This is a genomic window from Mycolicibacterium sp. XJ662, assembly GCF_053484035.1.
In genome coordinates this window covers 51,458-69,470 of record NZ_JBEFTL010000001.1, presented here as the reverse complement: position 1 = coordinate 69,470, position 18,013 = coordinate 51,458, and the positions used below count along the sequence as shown (strand labels likewise).

Annotated in this window: 21 protein-coding genes; 12 read left to right on the top strand and 9 right to left on the bottom strand. The window is 69.4% G+C overall.

Going from position 1 to position 18,013, the window contains the following annotated elements; all coding sequences use genetic code 11:
• Positions 1-44 precede the first annotated feature (44 nt).
• From resB to ABQE93_RS00360, 3 genes are read left to right on the top strand one after another with little or no spacing between them, the layout of a single operon-like run.
• On the top strand, positions 45-1,598 hold the full coding sequence (resB, locus tag ABQE93_RS00370; protein ID WP_448405279.1) for a cytochrome c biogenesis protein ResB: 1,554 nt from the start codon (positions 45-47) through the stop codon (positions 1,596-1,598).
• Positions 1,595-2,578 (top strand): c-type cytochrome biogenesis protein CcsB, encoded by a 984-nt coding sequence (ccsB, locus tag ABQE93_RS00365; protein WP_448405278.1) that lies wholly within the window; start codon positions 1,595-1,597, stop codon positions 2,576-2,578. Before resB ends, ccsB begins: the two co-directional genes overlap by 4 nt.
• Before the next feature lie 2 nt (positions 2,579-2,580).
• Positions 2,581-3,693 carry a MinD/ParA family ATP-binding protein gene (locus tag ABQE93_RS00360; RefSeq protein ID WP_448405277.1) on the top strand — a complete coding sequence of 371 codons (1,113 nt, stop codon included), beginning with the start codon at positions 2,581-2,583 and terminating at the stop codon, positions 3,691-3,693.
• Here ABQE93_RS00360 and ABQE93_RS00355 read toward each other — a convergent pair.
• Entirely contained in the window at positions 3,690-3,851 is a 162-nt protein-coding gene (locus tag ABQE93_RS00355) for a hypothetical protein (protein WP_448392251.1), read from the bottom strand. The two genes, ABQE93_RS00360 and ABQE93_RS00355, sit on opposite strands and share 4 nt — an antisense overlap.
• Positions 3,852-3,907: 56 nt before the next feature.
• Between ABQE93_RS00355 and ABQE93_RS00350 the strand changes: the two genes are divergently transcribed.
• Together ABQE93_RS00350 and ABQE93_RS00345 are read left to right on the top strand one after the other, a co-directional pair.
• Positions 3,908-4,216, top strand: coding sequence for a DUF4229 domain-containing protein (locus tag ABQE93_RS00350; RefSeq protein WP_448405276.1), 309 nt, complete (start codon positions 3,908-3,910; stop codon positions 4,214-4,216).
• A gap of 44 nt (positions 4,217-4,260) precedes the next feature.
• Entirely contained in the window at positions 4,261-4,605 is a 345-nt protein-coding gene (locus ABQE93_RS00345; RefSeq protein ID WP_427059237.1) for an ester cyclase, read from the top strand.
• A gap of 2 nt (positions 4,606-4,607) precedes the next feature.
• Here the strand turns inward: ABQE93_RS00345 and ABQE93_RS00340 are convergent, their stop codons facing one another.
• The 7 genes from ABQE93_RS00340 to ABQE93_RS00310 form a co-directional block, all read right to left on the bottom strand.
• Positions 4,608-5,321, bottom strand: a complete 714-nt coding sequence (locus ABQE93_RS00340; RefSeq protein WP_448405275.1) for a hypothetical protein — start codon at positions 5,319-5,321, stop codon at positions 4,608-4,610.
• Entirely contained in the window at positions 5,318-6,208 is an 891-nt protein-coding gene (locus ABQE93_RS00335; protein ID WP_448405274.1) for a vWA domain-containing protein, read from the bottom strand. The genes ABQE93_RS00340 and ABQE93_RS00335 overlap by 4 nt, the downstream gene beginning before the upstream one ends.
• Positions 6,205-7,206 carry a hypothetical protein gene (locus tag ABQE93_RS00330; RefSeq protein WP_448405273.1) on the bottom strand — a complete coding sequence of 334 codons (1,002 nt, stop codon included), beginning with the start codon at positions 7,204-7,206 and terminating at the stop codon, positions 6,205-6,207. The genes ABQE93_RS00335 and ABQE93_RS00330 overlap by 4 nt, the downstream gene beginning before the upstream one ends.
• Positions 7,197-7,670, bottom strand: a complete 474-nt coding sequence (locus ABQE93_RS00325) for a hypothetical protein (protein WP_448405272.1) — start codon at positions 7,668-7,670, stop codon at positions 7,197-7,199. Before ABQE93_RS00325 ends, ABQE93_RS00330 begins: the two co-directional genes overlap by 10 nt.
• A complete protein-coding gene (locus ABQE93_RS00320) occupies positions 7,660-8,523 on the bottom strand; it encodes a DUF58 domain-containing protein (RefSeq protein WP_448405271.1) in 864 nt (287 codons plus the stop codon). The genes ABQE93_RS00325 and ABQE93_RS00320 overlap by 11 nt, the downstream gene beginning before the upstream one ends.
• 2 nt (positions 8,524-8,525) lie before the next feature.
• Positions 8,526-9,527: an AAA family ATPase gene (locus ABQE93_RS00315; RefSeq protein WP_448405270.1), complete on the bottom strand. Its 1,002-nt coding sequence runs from the start codon at positions 9,525-9,527 to the stop codon at positions 8,526-8,528.
• A 140-nt stretch (positions 9,528-9,667) separates the two neighbouring features.
• Entirely contained in the window at positions 9,668-10,831 is a 1,164-nt protein-coding gene (locus ABQE93_RS00310) for a sulfotransferase family protein (RefSeq protein WP_448406469.1), read from the bottom strand.
• Positions 10,832-10,943: 112 nt separating this feature from the next.
• Here ABQE93_RS00310 and ABQE93_RS00305 point away from each other — a divergent pair, with 112 nt between their 5' ends.
• Entirely contained in the window at positions 10,944-11,519 is a 576-nt protein-coding gene (locus ABQE93_RS00305) for a TetR/AcrR family transcriptional regulator (protein ID WP_448405269.1), read from the top strand.
• Entirely contained in the window at positions 11,516-12,613 is a 1,098-nt protein-coding gene (locus tag ABQE93_RS00300) for a DUF1214 domain-containing protein (protein ID WP_448405268.1), read from the top strand. The genes ABQE93_RS00305 and ABQE93_RS00300 overlap by 4 nt, the downstream gene beginning before the upstream one ends.
• Before the next feature lie 31 nt (positions 12,614-12,644).
• On the opposite strand, the gene ABQE93_RS00295 is transcribed toward ABQE93_RS00300, so the two are convergent.
• On the bottom strand, positions 12,645-13,520 hold the full coding sequence (locus tag ABQE93_RS00295) for a 1,4-dihydroxy-2-naphthoate polyprenyltransferase (protein WP_448405267.1): 876 nt from the start codon (positions 13,518-13,520) through the stop codon (positions 12,645-12,647).
• 33 nt (positions 13,521-13,553) lie between these two features.
• Here ABQE93_RS00295 and ABQE93_RS00290 point away from each other — a divergent pair, with 33 nt between their 5' ends.
• Genes ABQE93_RS00290 through ABQE93_RS00270 form a run of 5 tightly spaced genes read left to right on the top strand, consistent with a single transcriptional unit; the run spans position 13,554 to position 18,011 of the window.
• Positions 13,554-14,330 (top strand): S-methyl-5'-thioadenosine phosphorylase, encoded by a 777-nt coding sequence (locus tag ABQE93_RS00290; RefSeq protein ID WP_448405266.1) that lies wholly within the window; start codon positions 13,554-13,556, stop codon positions 14,328-14,330.
• Positions 14,327-15,358, top strand: coding sequence for an NAD-dependent epimerase/dehydratase family protein (locus ABQE93_RS00285; RefSeq protein WP_448405265.1), 1,032 nt, complete (start codon positions 14,327-14,329; stop codon positions 15,356-15,358). The genes ABQE93_RS00290 and ABQE93_RS00285 overlap by 4 nt, the downstream gene beginning before the upstream one ends.
• Positions 15,358-16,173, top strand: coding sequence for an alpha/beta hydrolase (locus ABQE93_RS00280; protein ID WP_448405264.1), 816 nt, complete (start codon positions 15,358-15,360; stop codon positions 16,171-16,173). The genes ABQE93_RS00285 and ABQE93_RS00280 overlap by 1 nt, the downstream gene beginning before the upstream one ends.
• 13 nt (positions 16,174-16,186) lie before the next feature.
• A complete protein-coding gene (locus tag ABQE93_RS00275) occupies positions 16,187-17,305 on the top strand; it encodes a nitronate monooxygenase (RefSeq protein ID WP_448405263.1) in 1,119 nt (372 codons plus the stop codon).
• Positions 17,306-17,324: 19 nt separating this feature from the next.
• Positions 17,325-18,011, top strand: coding sequence for a glycosyltransferase family 2 protein (locus ABQE93_RS00270; protein ID WP_448405262.1), 687 nt, complete (start codon positions 17,325-17,327; stop codon positions 18,009-18,011).
• Positions 18,012-18,013: the final 2 nt, after the last annotated feature.

Genomic DNA, 18,013 nt, shown 5'->3' with positions numbered 1-18,013 from the left:
CCAAAATCAGGCACTCGGGGGGCCCTCTGCGTCTGCTCGCCGGAATGCGCAACACCTGGCGCACGCTGACGTCGATGGGCACCGCGCTGGTGCTGCTGTTCCTGCTCGCGCTCGCCGCGATCCCCGGCGCCCTGCTGCCGCAACGCAACCTCAACGAGGCCAAGGTGCAGCAGTACATCGCCGAACACCCGACGCTCGGGCCGTGGCTGGACCGGCTGCAGGCCTTCGACGTGTTTTCCAGCTTCTGGTTCACCGCCATCTACGTGCTGCTGTTCATCTCGCTGGTGGGCTGTGTGACCCCGCGGATGGTCGAGCACATCCGCAGCATGCGCGCCACCCCCGTCGCCGCGCCGCGCAACCTGAGCCGGCTACCCAAACACCACACCGCCACCGTCGCCGCGCAACCCGACGCGCTGGCCGCGACGATCACCGAGCGGCTACGCGGCTGGCGCAAAACCACCCGCACCCGCGACGGCATCACTGAAATCTCTGCGGAGAAAGGCTATCTGCGCGAGTTCGGCAACATCGTCTTCCACTTCTCGCTGCTCGGCCTGCTGGTCGCGGTGGCCGCAGGCAAGATGTTCGGCTACGAGGGCAACGTCATCGTCATCGCCGACGGCGGACCCGGCTTCTGCTCGGCATCCCCGGCGGCGTTCGACTCGTTCCGGGCGGGCAACACCGTCGACGGCACCTCACTGCACCCGATCTGCCTGCGGGTCAACAACTTCGAGGCCGACTACCTGCCGACCGGGCAGGCCACCTCATTCGCCTCCGACATCGAGTACCAGGCCGGCGAGGACCTCGCCACCGGAACCTGGCGGCCCTACCGGCTCAAGGTCAACGAGCCGCTGCGGGTCGGTGGCGACCGAATCTATTTGCAGGGTCACGGATACGCCCCCACCTTCACCGTCGTCTTCCCCGACGGCCAGGCCCGCACCCAGACGCTGCAGTTCCGCCCCGACGACCAGCTGACCCTACTGTCGTCGGGCGCGATGCGCTTCGATCCGCCGGCAGGCACCTACCCCGACCCCGACGAGCGCCGCGAAAACCAGATCGCGATCCAGGGCCTGTTCGCGCCCACCGAACTGCTGCACGGCACGCTGCTGTCGTCGAGCTTCCCGGCCCTCAACGACCCCGCGGTCGCGATCGACATCTACAAGGGCGACGCCGGCCTGGACAGCGGTCGGCCGCAGTCGCTGTTCAACCTCGACGCCCGGCTGATCGAACAGGACCGGCTGACCAAGATGGCGCGCGTCAACCTCGGCGTCGGGGAGTCGACCGAACTCGACGACGGCACCGTGGTGCGCTTCGACGGCGCGGTGCCGTTCATCAACGTGCAGGTGTCCCACGACCCCGCCCAGCTCTGGGTGCTGGTGTTCGCGATGACGATGATGGCCGGGCTGCTGGTGTCGCTGGTGGTGCGGCGACGGCGGATCTGGGTGCGGATCACCCCGGCCGGCCCGGGTACCGTAAGCGTCGAGCTGGGCGGGCTGGCCCGCACCGACAACTCGGGATGGGGTGACGAGTTCGAGCGGTTGACCGAGCGCCTGATGCCTGACGGCGCGTCCCAGCGGTCACGAGAAGAGGTCATCAAATGAACACCGACATCGACATCGGGCTGGCCCGCTATTCGGACTGGGCGTTCACCACGTCGGTGCTGGTGCTGCTCGGTGCGCTGGTGCTGCTCGCGATCGAGCTGGCCTACAGCCGCGCCCGCCAGGTCGAAGACCGTGAGCTCGTGGCGGCGGGGCCGTCCGCCTCAGTCGGCACCGACAGCGCGGCGCCCGGCATCGTCGCCGACCGGCCCAAACGCCCGATCGACCAGCGCATCGGCGGCGCCGGGCTGGCCCTGACCTACCTCGGCATCGGCCTGCTGCTGGGCTGCATCGTGCTGCGCGGGCTGGCCACGTCGCGCGCGCCGTGGGGCAACATGTACGAGTTCATCAACCTCACCTGCTTCTGCGGGCTGGTCGCCGCCGCGGTGGTGCTGCGCCGCCCGCAGTACCGCGCCCTGTGGGTGTTCGTGCTGGTGCCGGTGCTGATCCTGCTGACAGTGTCGGGCCGCTGGCTCTACACCAATGCCGCCCCAGTGATGCCGGCGCTGCAGTCCTACTGGTTGCCGATCCACGTGTCGGTGGTCAGCCTCGGTTCGGGGGTGTTCCTGGTGGCCGGGGTGGCCAGCATCCTGTTCCTGCTGAAGATGTCGCGGTTCGGCGCCCCCGGCAACGACGGCCTGTTCGCCCGCATCGTGTCGCGGCTGCCCGACGCCCAGACGCTGGACCGGATCGCCTACCGCACAACCATCTTCGCGTTCCCGGTGTTCGGGTTCGGGGTGATCTTCGGCGCGATCTGGGCCGAGGAGGCGTGGGGCCGCTACTGGGGCTGGGACCCCAAGGAGACGGTGTCGTTCATCGCGTGGGTCATCTATGCGGCCTACCTGCACGCCCGCTCGACAGCCGGGTGGCGCGACCGCAAGGCCGCGTGGATCAACGTCGCCGGCTTCATCGCGATGGTCTTCAACCTGTTCTTCATCAACCTCGTGACGGTCGGACTGCACTCGTATGCGGGTGTGGGCTGAGGGTGTCCGAGCAGCCTGCGCAGCGCGCCTTCGAAACCGGTTATGTGCCAACCGGCTTCCGCGCCCAGAACCGGTTCGTCGATCCGGCGGCCGAGCCGCCGCCGGAGTGGACAGCCCCGACACCGCCCAGAGGGATGCCCGCGGTAACACCGCCGCAGACCGAGCAACACGAGGATCCGCCGCCGTATCTGGACCTGTCGACGGTGGCGCTGCTGGGCCAGCGCAAACGCGCACCCTCCGAAGGTTGGCGCAAGTGGCTGTATCTGGCGTCGTTCAAGCTGATCAACGTGGGGGAGGGCCGCAAAGCCACCCGGCGTCAGGTGCTCGTCACGCAGGTGCAACGCCCGCTGCGGGGCTGCTACCGGATCGCGGTGCTGTCGCTGAAAGGCGGGGTCGGTAAGACCACGATCACCGCGACGCTCGGTGCGACGCTGGCCTCCATCCGCGGTGACCGCGTCGTCGCCGTGGACGCCAACCCCGACCGCGGCACGCTGAGCCAGAAGGTGCCGCTGGAAACCCCGGCCACCGTGCGCCATCTGCTGCGCGACGCCGAAGGCATCATGTCCTACAGCGACGTCCGCGCCTACACCTCACAGGGGCCGAGCCGGCTGGAGGTGCTGGCCTCGGAAAGCGACCCCGCGGTGTCGGAGGCGTTCAGCTCCGCCGACTACACCCGCACGCTGGACGTGCTCGAGCGGTTCTACAGCCTGGTGCTCACCGACTGCGGCACCGGCCTGATGCACTCGGCGATGGCCGCGGTGCTGGCCAAGGCGGATGCGCTGGTGGTGATCAGCTCGGGTTCGGTGGACGGTGCGCGCAGCGCGTCGGCGACGCTGGACTGGCTGGACGCGCACGGTCATCAGGACATGGTGCGCAACGCGATCGCCGTCATCAACGCGGTGCGGCCGCGATCGGGCAAGGTCGACATGCGCAAGGTGATCGACCACTTCAACCGGCGGTGTCGTGCGGTGGTCGAGGTACCGTTCGATCCGCATCTGGAGGAGGGCGCGGAGATCAGCCTCGATCGGTTGAAGCCGCAGACCCGCGAGGCGCTCGTCGAACTCGCAGCCGTGGTCGCCGACGGGTTTCCCGGCGCTAAACGCTCCGCAGGCTAACTACGGGGATTGTCCTCGCTGCCGAGGCGGCGCAGAAATTCGGGGTCGTCGTCGGGCCCGATCACGCGGGTCTTCGGACGGCTCGCGGACACCCGTGTCAGCCGCCAGCCCAGATAGGTCAGCCCGGCCAATACGGCAATCATCAGCAAGTACGCCACGGGGAAAAAGCACCTCCTGGGTCCGATGATACGCGTGCCATCGGTAGGCTCGGGCCGTGTCTGATGGTCGTCCCGCAGCCCGTCTGGTAATCGACGTCGTCGCCTATGCCGCGGCCCGGTTGGTGCTGGTCGCCGTGGTGGCCGCGGCGATCTTCGGCGCCGCGCAGTTGCTCGGCCTGCACGAGTTCCCGCTCGTGGTGGCGTTGTTGTTCGCGATCATCATCGCGTTGCCGCTCGGTATCTGGGTGTTCGCCCCGCTGCGCCGGCGCGCCACCGCCAGCATCGCGGTGTTCGACGAACGCCGGCGCAAAGACCGCGAGCAACTGCAGGCCAGGCTGCGCGGTGAGGATCCGCCGACCTCCTGAAACACCCCGATTACCCGCTCAGCTGTCCGGGTAGTCGTGCGGGTATGAGGTCAGCCAAGGATTTGTACGAACGATGGATCTATGAGGTCTGGGCGGGTCAGCCCGTCGCGGCCGAGGTGGTGACCGACGATTTCGTCGGGCACTGGCCCGACCGCGTGGTGCGCGGTCCCGACGGCTTGGAGGACGTGGTCGACGAGACCCACCGGATGTTCGCCGAGCTCAAGTTCGTCATCGAGGTCGAGCCGTTTGTCGAAGGTGACCTGCTCGCGGCCCGCTGGATCGGCACCGGCGCGGCCAAGGACGGCCCGAAGCGGTTCACCGGTAACGACATCCTGCGGGTGGTCGACGGACGGTTCGCGGAGTACTGGACCGGCACGTCGGTCGCCTGAGCTCACCCGGCCGCATCCTGTAGCACCTGGCGCAACCGGTCGAGCGGATCGCCGGTTTCGGGGTGCAGCCGCAGCGGTGGCCGCTCGGAGTCGGGTGCCCCGGGGATTATGACGGCCGCGGGTGGCGGGGGAGGCGGCGCCGACGCCGGCGGCGGCGGCGGTGCCGGTGGCGCGGTCAGGCCCGCGACCTTGGCGGCCAGCCGCGCGCGCGTGTCGGCGCGCACCGCGCGCCGCTCGGGATCGGGGTCGGTGTTGTCGACGAAGCAGGCCTGCGGCGCGTCGGCAACCAACTGTGCGGCGCTGTCATAGCGTTGCCGGGCCGCATCCGGCCGGCCCTCCCACGCCTCGATGTCGCCTTGGCGCTCGCGGACCAGCGCCAGGTTGACCCGCACCGGACACGACCGCGCCGCATCGGTGAGCGAAAGCGCTTCGGAGAAATACGTATCGGCGTCCTCGAGGCGGTTCTGCAGAACGGCCAGCGTGCCCGCGGCGAACGGCGCCTTCGCCGGTTCGATCACGTTGACGATGCTCAGCGTGGAGACGTCGTTGCGCAACGCGTCCACATCGCCTGCGTTGAAGTGAGATTCAGCAGCGTGCCCCGCGACAACGACGGACAGCATCTTCACGACGGCGAGCACCGCGACGAGGACCACCGGGGCGGAGAACACCAGCAGCCGTCGCCGCAGCCGCAACCGCGCGGGCACGTGTCGGCTCACGACGCCACTACCTCCCGTCGCGCGGATCTGGTGCGGCGGAATTCGCGGATGCTCGAGTAGCTTTCGAAGAGCAGCAACACCGCCGCGACGAGCGTGAACACCCAGTACAGTTCCGTGCGCCTGCTGGTCTCGGCGTCGCGCAGGTTTGCAGCATCGTCCGGCGCAGTCGCGGGGCCGGGCACCTCGCCGGGACGCAGGTAGGGCACTCCAAGCTGATCGGCGATGCGCCGCAGAGCCGCCTCGTTGAGCGGGTCGCCGTGGCCGAACACCGCACCGCCGTCGACCGATCCGGCGACCGGGTCGAAATCGCCTTGCGGAGCGCGTGATCCCGGGGCTCCGGAGCCGAAGTAGTACACCAGGTTCGGCGCGTCGGGGTACTGCTGGTTCGCCGCGATCAGTTGGTAGCGCAGCACGTTGGCGGCGGCCGCGGCGTTCACCTGATCGCGGGGCTCGTCATAGGAAACCAGCGCGGCGATCTCGGGGGCCAGGCTCCACGCATCCTGGGACAGCGGCCAGTCCAGCGACGGCCGCGACGCGAAGCTGATCACCGCGAACCGGGCCTGCGGGTGCTGCTCGATCAGCGTCTGAATGTTGTCGCGGATCTCGTCGATGGCATCGGTCGAGCGGTCGACGAGAAAGAAGACGCTGGCGTCTTCCCCGGCCCGCGCGGCGGTGGTGTGCCGCGGTTCGTGGTGCCCGAACCCGGGCCGGGCCGCGGCGATCAGCATCAGCAGCAGCGCCAGGGTGAGCCCCGCCCAGCGCCAGACCGTTGACCAGCGCACGCGCGGACCGCTGGCCAGCGAGCGCATCGTGATCAGTCGCAGCACGATCACCGCCGCGGCCAGGGCCACCAGCGCCGCCGCGGGGATCACCGGAGCCCACGTCATCGCCGCAACACCACCAGCGCCAACGCCAGCAGCAGCGACGCCACGACGGCGACGGTCAACGGGATCGTCGGCGAGTCGCCGTACCATGCGGCGACGGTTTCGGCCTCCGCGGTGGGCTCGGGCGGGTTGGCTTCGATGCCGTCGAGGGCGCGCGTCATGCCGGCGTCGCCGGTGTCGAGCGAAACGTATTGCCCGCCGGTCGATTCGGTGATGTCGCGCAGTGGGCCCGGGCTGGTCGCGAGGACGTTGACCTGGATGCCCGCCTGCCTCGCCATGTCGGTGACCTGTGGGAGCTCCAGCAGCGACATCCGCGTCTCCCCGGGCGCGCGGAGCTCACCCGGGCCCAGATAGATCAGCGAGCGCCGGTGCGTGCTGGGTTCGTCGAACGACGGAAACCCGGTGATACACAACGCCAGCAGGTCGGCGATGCTGGGCGCGAAGTCGAGATAGGACACCGCGGGCGAGAACGAGGCGGCGGCGCTGCGTTGGGCGCGTGACAGTTCGGGCTCGGCGGGACTGCTGCCGACGTCGGCGATGTCGGTGAGCTTTTCGGCCGCGTACGAGTGGTCGCGGGTCAGCGGGATGACGCGCCGATTGGGTGACGTCAACCCGATGCGCTGGGTGCCGGACGTGCGGGTCTGCTCGGCGAAGTGCGACAGGAACGCCGCGGTGGTGCCATCGGTGACGGGTTGGCCGACGCACAGCATGATGTCGGTCGGGGCCTCGGCGGTGCGCGCCGCTGATCCCCATCCGCTGGGTCTGGCGCTGGCCAGTACGGCGGCGGTGAACAAAATCAGCAGCAACACGATCGTCGCGATCATCGACAGCGTCCTGGTGCGCGCCACCCGGGCGTATTCGGGTAACCGGGTCAGCCGTGCGGTGTTGGCCAGCGGCCGAAGCTCACGCATCTCGCGGTCGATCGGCAGCAGCGCCAGGGCCACCGCCGCCGCCAGGCAAACGAAGCCGACCACCGCCACCGGCCACCAACTCAGGGCCACGTGCGTACCAATTCCTGTGCTGCCGAGCCGGTCTGGTGGATGTCCACCGGTGATGCGGCGTTGAACTGCGCGTCGTCGAGCGCCTCGAACACCGGCGCCGCCGACGCGAGCTCACTGGCGGCGATGGTCTCGACGTGCATGTACTGCGCCGGGGTGCCGGTCGCCTGATGCAGGAAGCTGCGCAGGGTGCGGCTGATCCCGGCGGCGGCCTGCGCCGCCGACAGCTCGCCGCGGCGGTGTCGTTCGGTGACGGCGCCGATGCTGCGGGCGAAGCGGCGCCGCAACAGGGTGGCATGCCAGCTCCGGACAACGGGTAGGCGCCGCAACCGGTGCGACGGCAGCGTCCATACGAAAACCGCGGTGTACCAGCCGATCACGATCAGCGTGAGTGCGACCGCGAGCCACAGCCACCATGCCGAGTAGGGGGTGGGCCCGATGATGTAGTTGAGCAGGTCATCCGGCACGGGCGAACACCTCGGTCAGTTCGACGAGCCGCGGCCGGATGTCACCGCTGGCGCCGATCCTGGTGTGGGGGATCGCCTGGGCGGTCAAAAACTCGTCAAGTCGATGTGCGCGGGCCTGTTCGGCGCGTCGGTAGGCGGCCACCACCCGCGGTCCCAGCGCGGCGCTGTTGAGCACGTGGCGGCCGGAGCCGACGTCGTAGCCGTCCCAGTCGTCACCTACCGCGGGCATGTCGGTGACCATCGCCCACATCACCTCGTGGCGCGCGCGCAACCGGCCGACGGCGTCGTCGAGGCGGTCGTCGATCTCGGGTTCGTCGGAGACCACGACCACCAACATCGAATGGCGGTAATGCGTTGCCACGTAGTCGAGTTGGCACACGATATCGCTGAGACCGGGCCGGGTCAGGGTGTGGGCGTAGAACCGGTGCAGCATGTTCTCGATATGGGTTTCCCCGCGCCGCTGACGGATGTTGACACAGCCGCGGGCGTCGCCGTACGCCATGCCGATCTGGTCGGCGCGCCCGAGCGTGACCAGCCCGAAGGCACCCAGGATGTGTGCTGCCACATCGCGTTTGGCCTCACCGCCGGGTGCCAGCGCGGACATGTTGCGGCCGGCGTCGGCGACCAGCAGGATCTTGTGGTGCTTCTCGGAGACGAAGCGTTTGATCAGGATGTTCCCCGAGCGCGCGGAGGCCTTCCAGTCGATGTCGCGGACGTCGTCGCCGGGCACATACGGTCGGAGCTCGTCGAATTCGAGGCTGCGGGTGTGCAGCAGCGCGTAGCGTCCGCCTTCGAGCATGCCGCGGGTGTCGGTGCCGAAATGCGCCTTGGCGCGGTTGAGGTGCTGGCCCACCGCTAGGGCACCCGGATCGCCTGCAGGACCGCGTCGACGATGCGCTCGGAGGTGATGCCCTTGCTGGCCGCCTCGAACCCGAGGATCAGTCGGTGCCGCAGCACGCGGTGCGCGAGCTTGGCGATGTCGTCGGGGATGACGTGGGCGCGTCCGGACAGCACCGCAAGGGCACGGGCGCTCTGGCACAGCGCGATCGTCGCGCGCGGGCTCGCGCCGTACTCGATGAGGCGGGCGAGCTGGGCGGGCAGGAACTGCTCGGGGTTGCGGGTGGCGCCGACGAGTTGGCCGGCGTAGAGCATCAGCGCCTGGTCCATGTGCACGTGGCGCACGACGTCGCGGGCGCGTCGGATGTCGTCGAGCGTCACGACCGGGCGCGCCCGGTGGTCCTTGTCGTACAGCCCGGCGTCCATCCGGAACATCACCTCCACCTCTTGTTCGGCGGAGGGGTAGCCGAGGATCTCCTTGAGCATGAACCGGTCGGTCTGCGCTTCGGAGAGCGGATAGGTGCCTTCCTGGTCCACCGGGTTCTGGGTGGCGATCACCAGGAACGGCTCCGGGATCGGGTAGACGGTGCCCGCGATGGTGGTCTGGCGTTCCTCCATCGCCTCGAGCATCGCGCTCTGCGTCTTGGCGCTGGAGCGGTTGATCTCGTCGAGCAACACGATGTTGGTGTGCACCGGACCGAGCTGGGTGACGAACGAGTTCGTCGCGGCCTCATACACCTGGGTGCCGATGATGTCGCTGGGCAACAGGTCCGGGGTGCACTGGATGCGCTGGAACCCGCCGTGGATGGATTCGGCGATGACGCGCGCGGCCGTCGTCTTGGCCAGGCCCGGAACGCTTTCGATGAGCACGTGCCCGCCGGCGAGCAGCCCGATCAGCAGCGACTCGCGCAGGTTCTCCTGACCCACGACCTTGGCCGAGAACGCATCGGACACCGCGGCGGCGATGCGGTGCGCGTCGGCGAGATCGCGGCGGTCGAGTTGCGGGCGTGTAGCGGTCATGCAGTGCCTTTCGGGATGCGGACTGCGTTGGTTACCCCGGCGAGGGTAGGCGCACACCCCGTTCTCCCGGCGAGCAGACACAGAGGGCCCCGATTTTGCCGCGAAACAGGGCCTTCTGCGTCTGCTCGCGACGGGTCGTGCTAGCTCAGGAACCGCTCGATATACGGGGTGAACCGGGCCTGCAGATCGTGCTCGTCGAGATCGAACATCTGCGCCGATGTCGCCACCCGGCCGAGCCTGCCGCGCTGATGACCTTCGAGGTAGCCGAGCATCGCCGCACGCGCCTCGGCGCTCATCGTCTCGCCGGCAAGTTCGTAAATCGCTGCGGCGGTGCCCATTTCGTCGGCCATGAAGTCGTCGAAGCGCAGGTCGATCGAACGCTGCGCGGGCAGCACGTCGCGGTCGCGGATCAGCGCGCCGAGCATGAGCTCGAGCCGGTCGATCCACGCCGCCGCGATATCGTCCACCGGCACCGGCGAACAGTGCATCCGCGCCGAGTAGGTGATCATCGTGAGCATCGACAGCACGACCGGCACCGGATCGCGGTGTGTGACGATCACCACGACATCGGGGAACACCTGGTTGAGCACCGGCAGCTGCTCGAGATGCTGCGGCGATTTCAGCAGCCAGCGCCGCCCGCCGCGCAGGAACTGCAACGCTTTGAGCTGGGTGGCCAGGTGCTCGTAGTGCGGCGTCTGATCGTGTGACAGGTAGTAGTCGCGCCAGCGCGGCACGTGCGCGAGCGTCTCGAACAGCATCGACGAGAAGTCGTTGGCCAGCAGCTGGATTTCTTCGTGCACATGATCGGTCGTCATTTCGTGCATCAACGCGAAATGCGGCATCACCGCGTTCATGAACTCGACCGCGGCGTCCATCCGCACCCGGCGCGGATCCGGCTCGACACCGACCTCGGTCGGCAGCGGGAACGGTTCGTTGCTCTCCCAGTACGGGATCGTGCGAAACGTCGGCCCCGCCGCCAGCAGGTTGTGCAGGTGGGTGGTGCCGGTGCGGGGCAGCCCGGCGATGACGATCGGCGGCACCAGCTCGATGTCGTGGATCTCCGGATGCCGGTTCAACAGGTCGGTCAACAACAGCCGGTTCTTCAACCATTGCACCAGCTGCGCGTGGAAGTTCACCACACCGGCCGCGTGCAGGTGGGGAATCTCCTGCAGCGCAGCCAGATACACGTCCAGGCGCGCACGGTAGTCGTCGGCGCCGAAGTCGTGCAGGCCGGTCTCGGCGGTGGCCTTGGCGTGCAGGGCGTCGGCGTCGAGCGGGCACTCGGACGCCATCGCCGCCATCATCTGCCGGATCGGCTCGACCTCCTCGGGGAAGCGGGGTTCGGCGAGGTCGTCCAACTTCACGGGATCAGCTGTGGTGTCCGTCACAGCGACTTATGTTACTGTCAGTTTCGTAATGACGGTGGACATTGGGCGACCCCGCGATCCCCGCATCGACGGCGCGGTGCTCGAGGCGACGGTCGAACTGCTCGGGCAGACCGGATACGCCGCGCTTTCGGTCGACGCGATCGCGCGAAGGGCCGCCACCAGCAAGCCGGCGATCTACCGCCGCTGGCCCAGCAAGGCCCACGTCGTACACGAAGCCGTCTTCCCGATCGGGACCGCCACCGAACTGCCCGACACCGGGTCGGTCGGCGGCGACGTGCGCGAGATCCTGCGCCGCACGGTGGCCGTGCTGACCACGCCGGCCGCGCGTGCGGCGCTGCCCGGGCTCGTCGGGGAGATGGCTGCCGATCCCAGCTTGCACGCCGCGCTGCTCGAACGCTTCGCCGACATCCTGGGCCGCGGGTTGACCGACTGGCTCGACGCCGCCGTCGCGCGCGGCGAGGTCCGTGCCGGGGTGAGCGCGGCCGACATGGTCGACGCGATCGCCGGCATCACGTTTCTGGCCCTGATCACCCACCCGGACACGCTCGACGACGCGTGGGTGAACCGCACCGCCGAACTTCTCACGAAAGGGATCAGCGCATGACGCAGCACGAATCAACGGAGGCGTGGCGCGAACTGCTCGACACGCTCGGCAGCCTCGACGCCGCCTTCCTCGAGGGCGAGCGCGCCGTCGCTGACGACCGCCACATCGCCGACGGCTACCGCATGCTCGCGACCACGCTGGGCGTCGCGCTGGACAACTACCTGTTCGCCGAGCCCAGCCGGCCGATCTGGATCGAGGTCAACTCGCCCTATCGGCGCGACCGCCGCTGGGGCGGCGACAACACCGACGCCTACTACTACATGTGCCCGATCGACCCGAAGCGGCGCTACCGCATCAGCGGCAATCGCGGTGACAGCGTGTACTTTTCGGTCACGGCCTACAACGAGCCGGCGCCCGGGGCGTGGTCGGACCGCATCGTGGCGCTGGTGCGCGACGACGACCTCGAGTTCGACGCCGACGGCAACTTCACGTTCGACCTCGGTCCCACGGAGGACGGCGTCGTGCTGATGACCCGCGACTACCAGGCCGACCCGGACACCGGGCGTCGGGTGTCGTGGCGCATCGAGGCGCGCGACGAACCCGACCCGATCCGTCACGGCGACGCCGAAACCGCTGCGGCGCTGCGGGCCAGCGCGGCGTGGCTGCGCACGATGTTCGCGATCGTGCCGCTGGCCGTCGGCGGCCGTGATGACGACAAAACGCTCGGCCACGAATTCTCGCAAGGCGCAAACGAATTCGCCGAGCCCTACCAGGTGCCTGACGCCAACTTCGGCTGGTCCGCGCGCGACGCCTGCTATTCCTACGGCAGCTTCGTGCTCTCCGACGACGAGGCACTGGTGGTCACGCACACCCCGCCGTCGTGCCGGTTCTGGAACCTGGTGGTGTGGAACCAGTTCATGGCCGCCCACAGCGCCGGCGACGGGCGGTGCTCGATCAACGGCCACACCGCGGTGCCCAACGCCGACGGTTCGGTCACCGTCGTCGTCTCCCGCGCGATGACCGAGCATCCCAACGCGATCACCACGATGGACTATCCACGCGGCAACCTGGCGTTCCGCTGGTTCCTCGCCGACGAGGTGCCGGCCCGCCCGCAAGTGCAGCTGGTCAAGGTCGCCGACGTCCCGAAGTTGTGATTTCGGTGCGCAAACTTGCGCTCATCGCTGGTTAGCGCACCGAAATCACCAAGGCGAGGGCGGTCGCGACGGCCCACACCAGCATCGTCAGGCCGGTGTCGCGCAGCACCGGGATCAACGCCTTACCGCCGAGACCACGCCGCACCGGAAGCGCCGCGCGCACCGCGAGCGGCAGCGCCACCAGCCCGGCCGCGGCCCACGGCGTCGCGAGCATCAACACCACCGTCAGCACAAACGCCGTCGCCACCAGAGCTTGATACAGCAGCCGGGTGCGGGCGTCGCCGAGCCGCACCGCCAGCGTGATCTTGCCCGTCTGTCTGTCGGTCGGGATGTCGCGCAGGTTGTTGGCCACCAGCACCGCCGACGACAAACACCCCATCGCCACCGCGCACGCCACCCCGACCCAGTCGATGCGCAGGGCTTGGGTGTACTGCGTGCCGAGCACCGCGACCAGCCCGAAGAACACGAACACCGCGACCTCGCCCAGCCCGGAATAGCCGTAGGGCCGTGATCCGCCGGTGTACAACCACGCCCCGGCAAGACACAGCGCGCCGACCGCGATCAGCCACGGCGCGCTGAACCAGGCCAGCACCACGCCCGCGACCGCGGCGACGGCCAGGCTCACCAGCGCCGCCGTCAGCACCGCCCGCGGCGCGGCCAGCCGCGACCCGACCAGTCGCAGCGGTCCGGCCCGCACATCGTCGGTGCCGCGGATCCCGTCGGAGTAGTCGTTGGCGTAGTTGACCCCGACGATCATCGCCATCGCAACGAGCAACGCCAGCAACGCCTTCCACCAGTTGGCCGCACCGAGCCAGGCTGCGGCTCCGGTGCCGGCGATGACGGGGGCGATCGCGTTGGGCAACGTCCGGGGGCGAGCGCCCTCGACCCATTGCGCGAAACTGGCCACGAGCGTCATCGTCGCATGGCGGACAATGTCGGAATGCTCGGAGTCATCGGAGGCAGCGGCTTCTACTCGTTCTTCGGCGCCGACGCCCGCAGCGTCACGCTGGAGACCCCATACGGGGCGCCCAGCGCGCCGATCACCGTCGGCACGGTCGGTGAGCACGAAGTCGCGTTCCTGCCGCGCCACGGCGTCAACCACGAGTTCTCCCCGCACACCGTGCCGTACCGGGCCAACATGTGGGCGCTGCGCAGCCTCGGGGTGCGCCGGATCTTCGGGCCGTGCGCGGTCGGCAGCCTCACCCCGGCACACGGGCCGGGTGCGACGGTGGTGCCCGATCAACTCGTGGACCGCACCACCGGGCGCGCCGACACCTACTTCGATTCGGGCGGCATCCATGTCGGGTTCGCCGACCCGTACTGCCCGTCGCTGCGCGCCGCGGCGGCCGGCCTGCCCGGCGTGGTCGACGGCGGCACGATGGTGGTGATCCAGGGCCCGCGGTTCTCCACCCGCGCGGAGAGCCAATGGTTCGCGAACCAGGGTTTCACGCTGGTCAACATGACCGGCTACCCGGAGGCGGTGCTGGCTCGTGAACTCGAGATGTGTTACGCCGCCATCGCTTTGGTGACCGACGTGGACGCCGGCGTCGACGCGGGAAGCGCGGTGCGCACCGTGGACGTGTTCGCGGAGTTCGAACGCAATATGGGGCCGTTCCGCCAGCTGGTGCACGAGGCCATCGAGAACACCGACACCGAGCGCGCCTGCACGCACTGCCTGGCCCACGACGGTGTCCAACTGCCCTTCGACCTGCCGTGAGGATCCTGCTGACCGGTGCCGCGGGCTTCATCGGAGCCCGGATCGACGCCGCGTTGCGCGTCGCCGGCCACGACGTCGTCGCCGTCGACGCCATGCTGTCCGCGGCGCACGGTTCGGGGGCACGCCCGCCGGAGGGCTGCCGGGTGCTCGACATCCGTGACGCGTCGGCGCTGGCGCGGCTGTTGAAGGGCGTGGATGTGGTGTGTCACCAGGCGGCGGTCGTCGGCGCCGGGGTCAACGCCGCCGACGCGCCGTCCTACGGCAGCCACAACGACTACGGCACCGCGGTGCTGCTCGCCGAGATGTTCGCCGCGGGCTGTGACCGGCTGGTGCTCGCGTCGTCGATGGTGGTCTACGGGCAGGGCCGCTACGACTGTGCCGAACACGGTCCGGTCGAACCGCACCCCCGTAGCCGCGCGGATCTGGACGCGGGGGTGTTCGACCATCGCTGCCCGCTGTGCGGGGCGTTCGTGGAATGGCGGCTGGTGTCCGAGGACGCGCCGCTGCGGCCCCGCAGCCTGTACGCCGCCAGCAAGGCCGCGCAGGAGCACTACGCGCTGGCCTGGTCGGAGGCGACCGGCGGGGCGGTCACCGCGCTGCGCTACCACAACGTGTACGGCCCGCACATGCCGCGCGACACCCCGTACTCGGGGGTGGCGGCGATCTTCCGATCCGAACTGGAATCCGGTGATGTGCCAAGGGTTTTCGAAGACGGTCAGCAGATGCGCGACTTCGTGCACGTCGACGACGTCGCCGCGGCCAACGTCGCGGCCGTGACGGCCCGACTCGACGGGTTCACCGCGTTCAACGTGTGCTCGGGCCGGCCGATCTCGATTTCGCAGGTGGCGACCGAACTGTGCGAGGCGCGTGGTGACGCACCACCGGTCGTCACCGGGCAGTACCGCAGCGGCGACGTCCGCCACATCGTCGCCGACCCCGAACGCGCCGCCCAGGTGCTGGGCTTTCGTGCCGTCGTGGACCCGCATGACGGGCTGCGGGAGTTCGCGTTCGCACCGTTGCGGGCCTGATGCGCCGCGCGGTGGTCGTTGTCGCTATCGTCACGCTTGTGGCGGCGGGGCTTTTGGGGTTGATCTGGTCACAGCAGCGACGGCTGATCTACTTCCCCTCACCGGGGCCGGTGCCGTCGGCGACCACGGTGTTGCCCAACGGGCGTGACGTCGTGATCGAGACCGACGACGCAATCTCCTTGGGGGCGTGGTATTTCCCGGTGGCCGGAGACGCGCCCGCGGTGCTGGTGTTCAACGGCAACGGCGGTGACCGGTCAGGACGCTGGCCGCTGGCGGCAGCACTGAACCGGATGGGCCTTTCGGTGTTGCTGTTCGACTACCGCGGCTACGGCGGCAACCCGGGCAAGCCCACCGAAGAGGGCCTGGCCGCCGACGCCCGCGCCGCCGAGAAGTGGCTGGCCGAGCAGCCGGGCGTCGAACAGATCGTGTACTTCGGCGAATCCCTCGGCGCGGCAGTGGCGGTCGGGATGGCGGTGCCCCGCCCGCCTGCCGCGCTGATCCTGCGGTCACCGTTCACGTCGCTGGCCGACGTCGCCGCCGAGCACTACCCGTGGCTGCCGGTGCGGCGGCTGCTGATCGACCGGTTCCCGTCGATCGAGCGGATCACGTCGGTGCGGGTGCCGCTGCTGGTGATCGCCGGCGACCGCGACGACATCGTGCCCGAGCAGCTCAGCCGGCAACTGTATGAGGCCGCCAACGAACCCAAGCGCTACGTCGTGGTGCCCGGGGCCGGCCACAACGACCAGGTGCTGCTCGACGGCGCCGTGATGCTCGACGCCATCCGGGAGTTCCTGTCATCGGCCGGAGTGACTTAGCGATACTGACAGGGTGAAACCCGCGATCTGTGAGCAATTCGGAATCGACTTCCCCCTGTTCGCCTTCAGCCACTGCCGCGACGTGGTGGCCGCCGTGACCAACGCCGGCGGCTTCGGTGTGCTGGGCGCGACCGCCTACACCCCCGAGATGCTGGACCAGGAACTGTCCTGGATCGACGAGCATGTGCACGGCAAACCGTACGGGCTGGACCTCATCGTGCCCGCCAAGTTCGAGGGCAAGGGCGAGAAACTCACCGACGGCGCGCTGGCCAGCCGCATCCCCGCCGAATACCGCACCTACATCGACGCGTTGCTCGCCGAACACGGCATCGAACCCGACGAGGCGCCGCGGACCGGGCCGTCGATGCTGTCCGGCAACACCGGCAAGGACCTGCTCGAGGTGGCGATGAGCCATCCGATTCGGTTGATCGCCAACGCGTTGGGGGTTCCGCCGGACTACATGATCGAGGCGGGCAAGGAGAACGGCATCCCGGTCGCGGCGCTGGTGGGCGCCAAGGAGCACGCCGTCAAGCAGGTGCAGGCCGGCGTCGATCTGATCGTCGCGCAGGGCACCGAGGCCGGCGGGCACTGCGGCGAGGTGACGACGCTGGTGCTGGTGCCCGAAGTAATAGACGCGATCGAGGGCGCCGTGCCGGTGTTGGCGGCGGGCGGCATCGTCACCGGACGGCAGATGGCGGGCTGCGTCGCGATGGGCGCCGCCGGTGCCTGGACGGGCTCGGTGTGGCTGACCACCGAGGAGGCCGAGACCGCGCCCTACACGGTGCAGAAGTTTCTGCAGGCGTCGTCGCGTGACACCATCCGCTCGGCCGGCCGCACGGGTAAGCCTGCGCGACAACTGGTTTCGGATTGGACGCAGGCCTGGGCGCCCAACGACGGCGGGCACAAGCCGCTGCCGCTGCCGTTGCAGTCGATGCTGGCCGAACCGGTCATCCGCCGCGTCGACGTGTTGGCGTCGCAGGGGCATCCGGGCGCGCAGGCGTTGGCCACCTACTTCGTCGGCCAGGGGGTGGGGCTGATGAACAAGGTCAAACCGGCCCGCGAGGTGGTGCGCGAGTTCATCGAGGACTACCTGGCGGCCACCGAACGGCTGAGCAACTCGCTGCCCGACTGACTGCGATTTCGGCGCGCTCATGCCCTCTCAGCGTCCGTTACCGCGCCGAAATCACTCGGCGGCGCCGGTGACTGTGGTGCTGCCCTGCCTCAACGAGGCGGAGTCGCTGCCGGGTGTGCTGGCGGCCATGCCGCCCAGATACCGCCCGCTGGTCGTCGACAACAACAGCACCGACGGCACCGCGCAGGTGGCGCGCCGATGCGGCGCCGACGTCGTCGCCGAGGCGCAACCGGGTTACGGGGCGGCCGTGCACGCCGGGGTGGTGGCGGCGACGACGCCGATCGTCGCGGTGCTCGACGGCGACGGGTCGCTGGATCCGGGTGAGCTGCCCGCGCTGGTCGACGCCCTCGAGCGGGCGGACATGGTGATCGGGCGACGACGCGCGGCCCCCGGGCTGCGCTGGCCGTGGCACGCGCGGCTCGGCACCGCCGCGGTGTGCTGGCGCCTGCGTCGACGGCACGGCCTGGTGGTGCACGATATCGCCCCGATGCGGGTGGCCCGGCGTGCCGACCTGTTGAGTCTGGGTGTCGTCGACCGTCGTTCGGGGTATCCGCTGGAACTGCTGGTCCGGGCGGCCGCCGCGGGCTGGCGAGTGGTGGAGCGCGACGTCTCCTACGGTCCGCGTACGGGCGGGAAGTCCAAGGTCAGCGGTTCGTTGCGCGGCAGTCTGGTAGCGGCCCTGGACTTTTGGCGGGTGATCTCGTGACG

Coding starts and splice junctions, on each gene's coding strand:
- resB (WP_448405279.1), top strand. CDS start 45: ATGCGCAACACCTGGCGCACGCTGACGTCGATGGGCACCGCGCTGGTG.
- ccsB (WP_448405278.1), top strand. CDS start 1,595: ATGAACACCGACATCGACATCGGGCTGGCCCGCTATTCGGACTGGGCG.
- ABQE93_RS00345 (WP_427059237.1), top strand. CDS start 4,261: ATGAGGTCAGCCAAGGATTTGTACGAACGATGGATCTATGAGGTCTGG.
- ABQE93_RS00335 (WP_448405274.1), bottom strand. CDS start 6,208: ATGACGTGGGCTCCGGTGATCCCCGCGGCGGCGCTGGTGGCCCTGGCC.
- ABQE93_RS00315 (WP_448405270.1), bottom strand. CDS start 9,527: ATGACCGCTACACGCCCGCAACTCGACCGCCGCGATCTCGCCGACGCG.
- ABQE93_RS00310 (WP_448406469.1), bottom strand. CDS start 10,831: ATGATGGCGGCGATGGCGTCCGAGTGCCCGCTCGACGCCGACGCCCTG.
- ABQE93_RS00305 (WP_448405269.1), top strand. CDS start 10,944: ATGACGGTGGACATTGGGCGACCCCGCGATCCCCGCATCGACGGCGCG.
- ABQE93_RS00300 (WP_448405268.1), top strand. CDS start 11,516: ATGACGCAGCACGAATCAACGGAGGCGTGGCGCGAACTGCTCGACACG.
- ABQE93_RS00290 (WP_448405266.1), top strand. CDS start 13,554: ATGCTCGGAGTCATCGGAGGCAGCGGCTTCTACTCGTTCTTCGGCGCC.
- ABQE93_RS00280 (WP_448405264.1), top strand. CDS start 15,358: ATGCGCCGCGCGGTGGTCGTTGTCGCTATCGTCACGCTTGTGGCGGCG.
- ABQE93_RS00270 (WP_448405262.1), top strand. CDS start 17,325: ATGCCCTCTCAGCGTCCGTTACCGCGCCGAAATCACTCGGCGGCGCCG.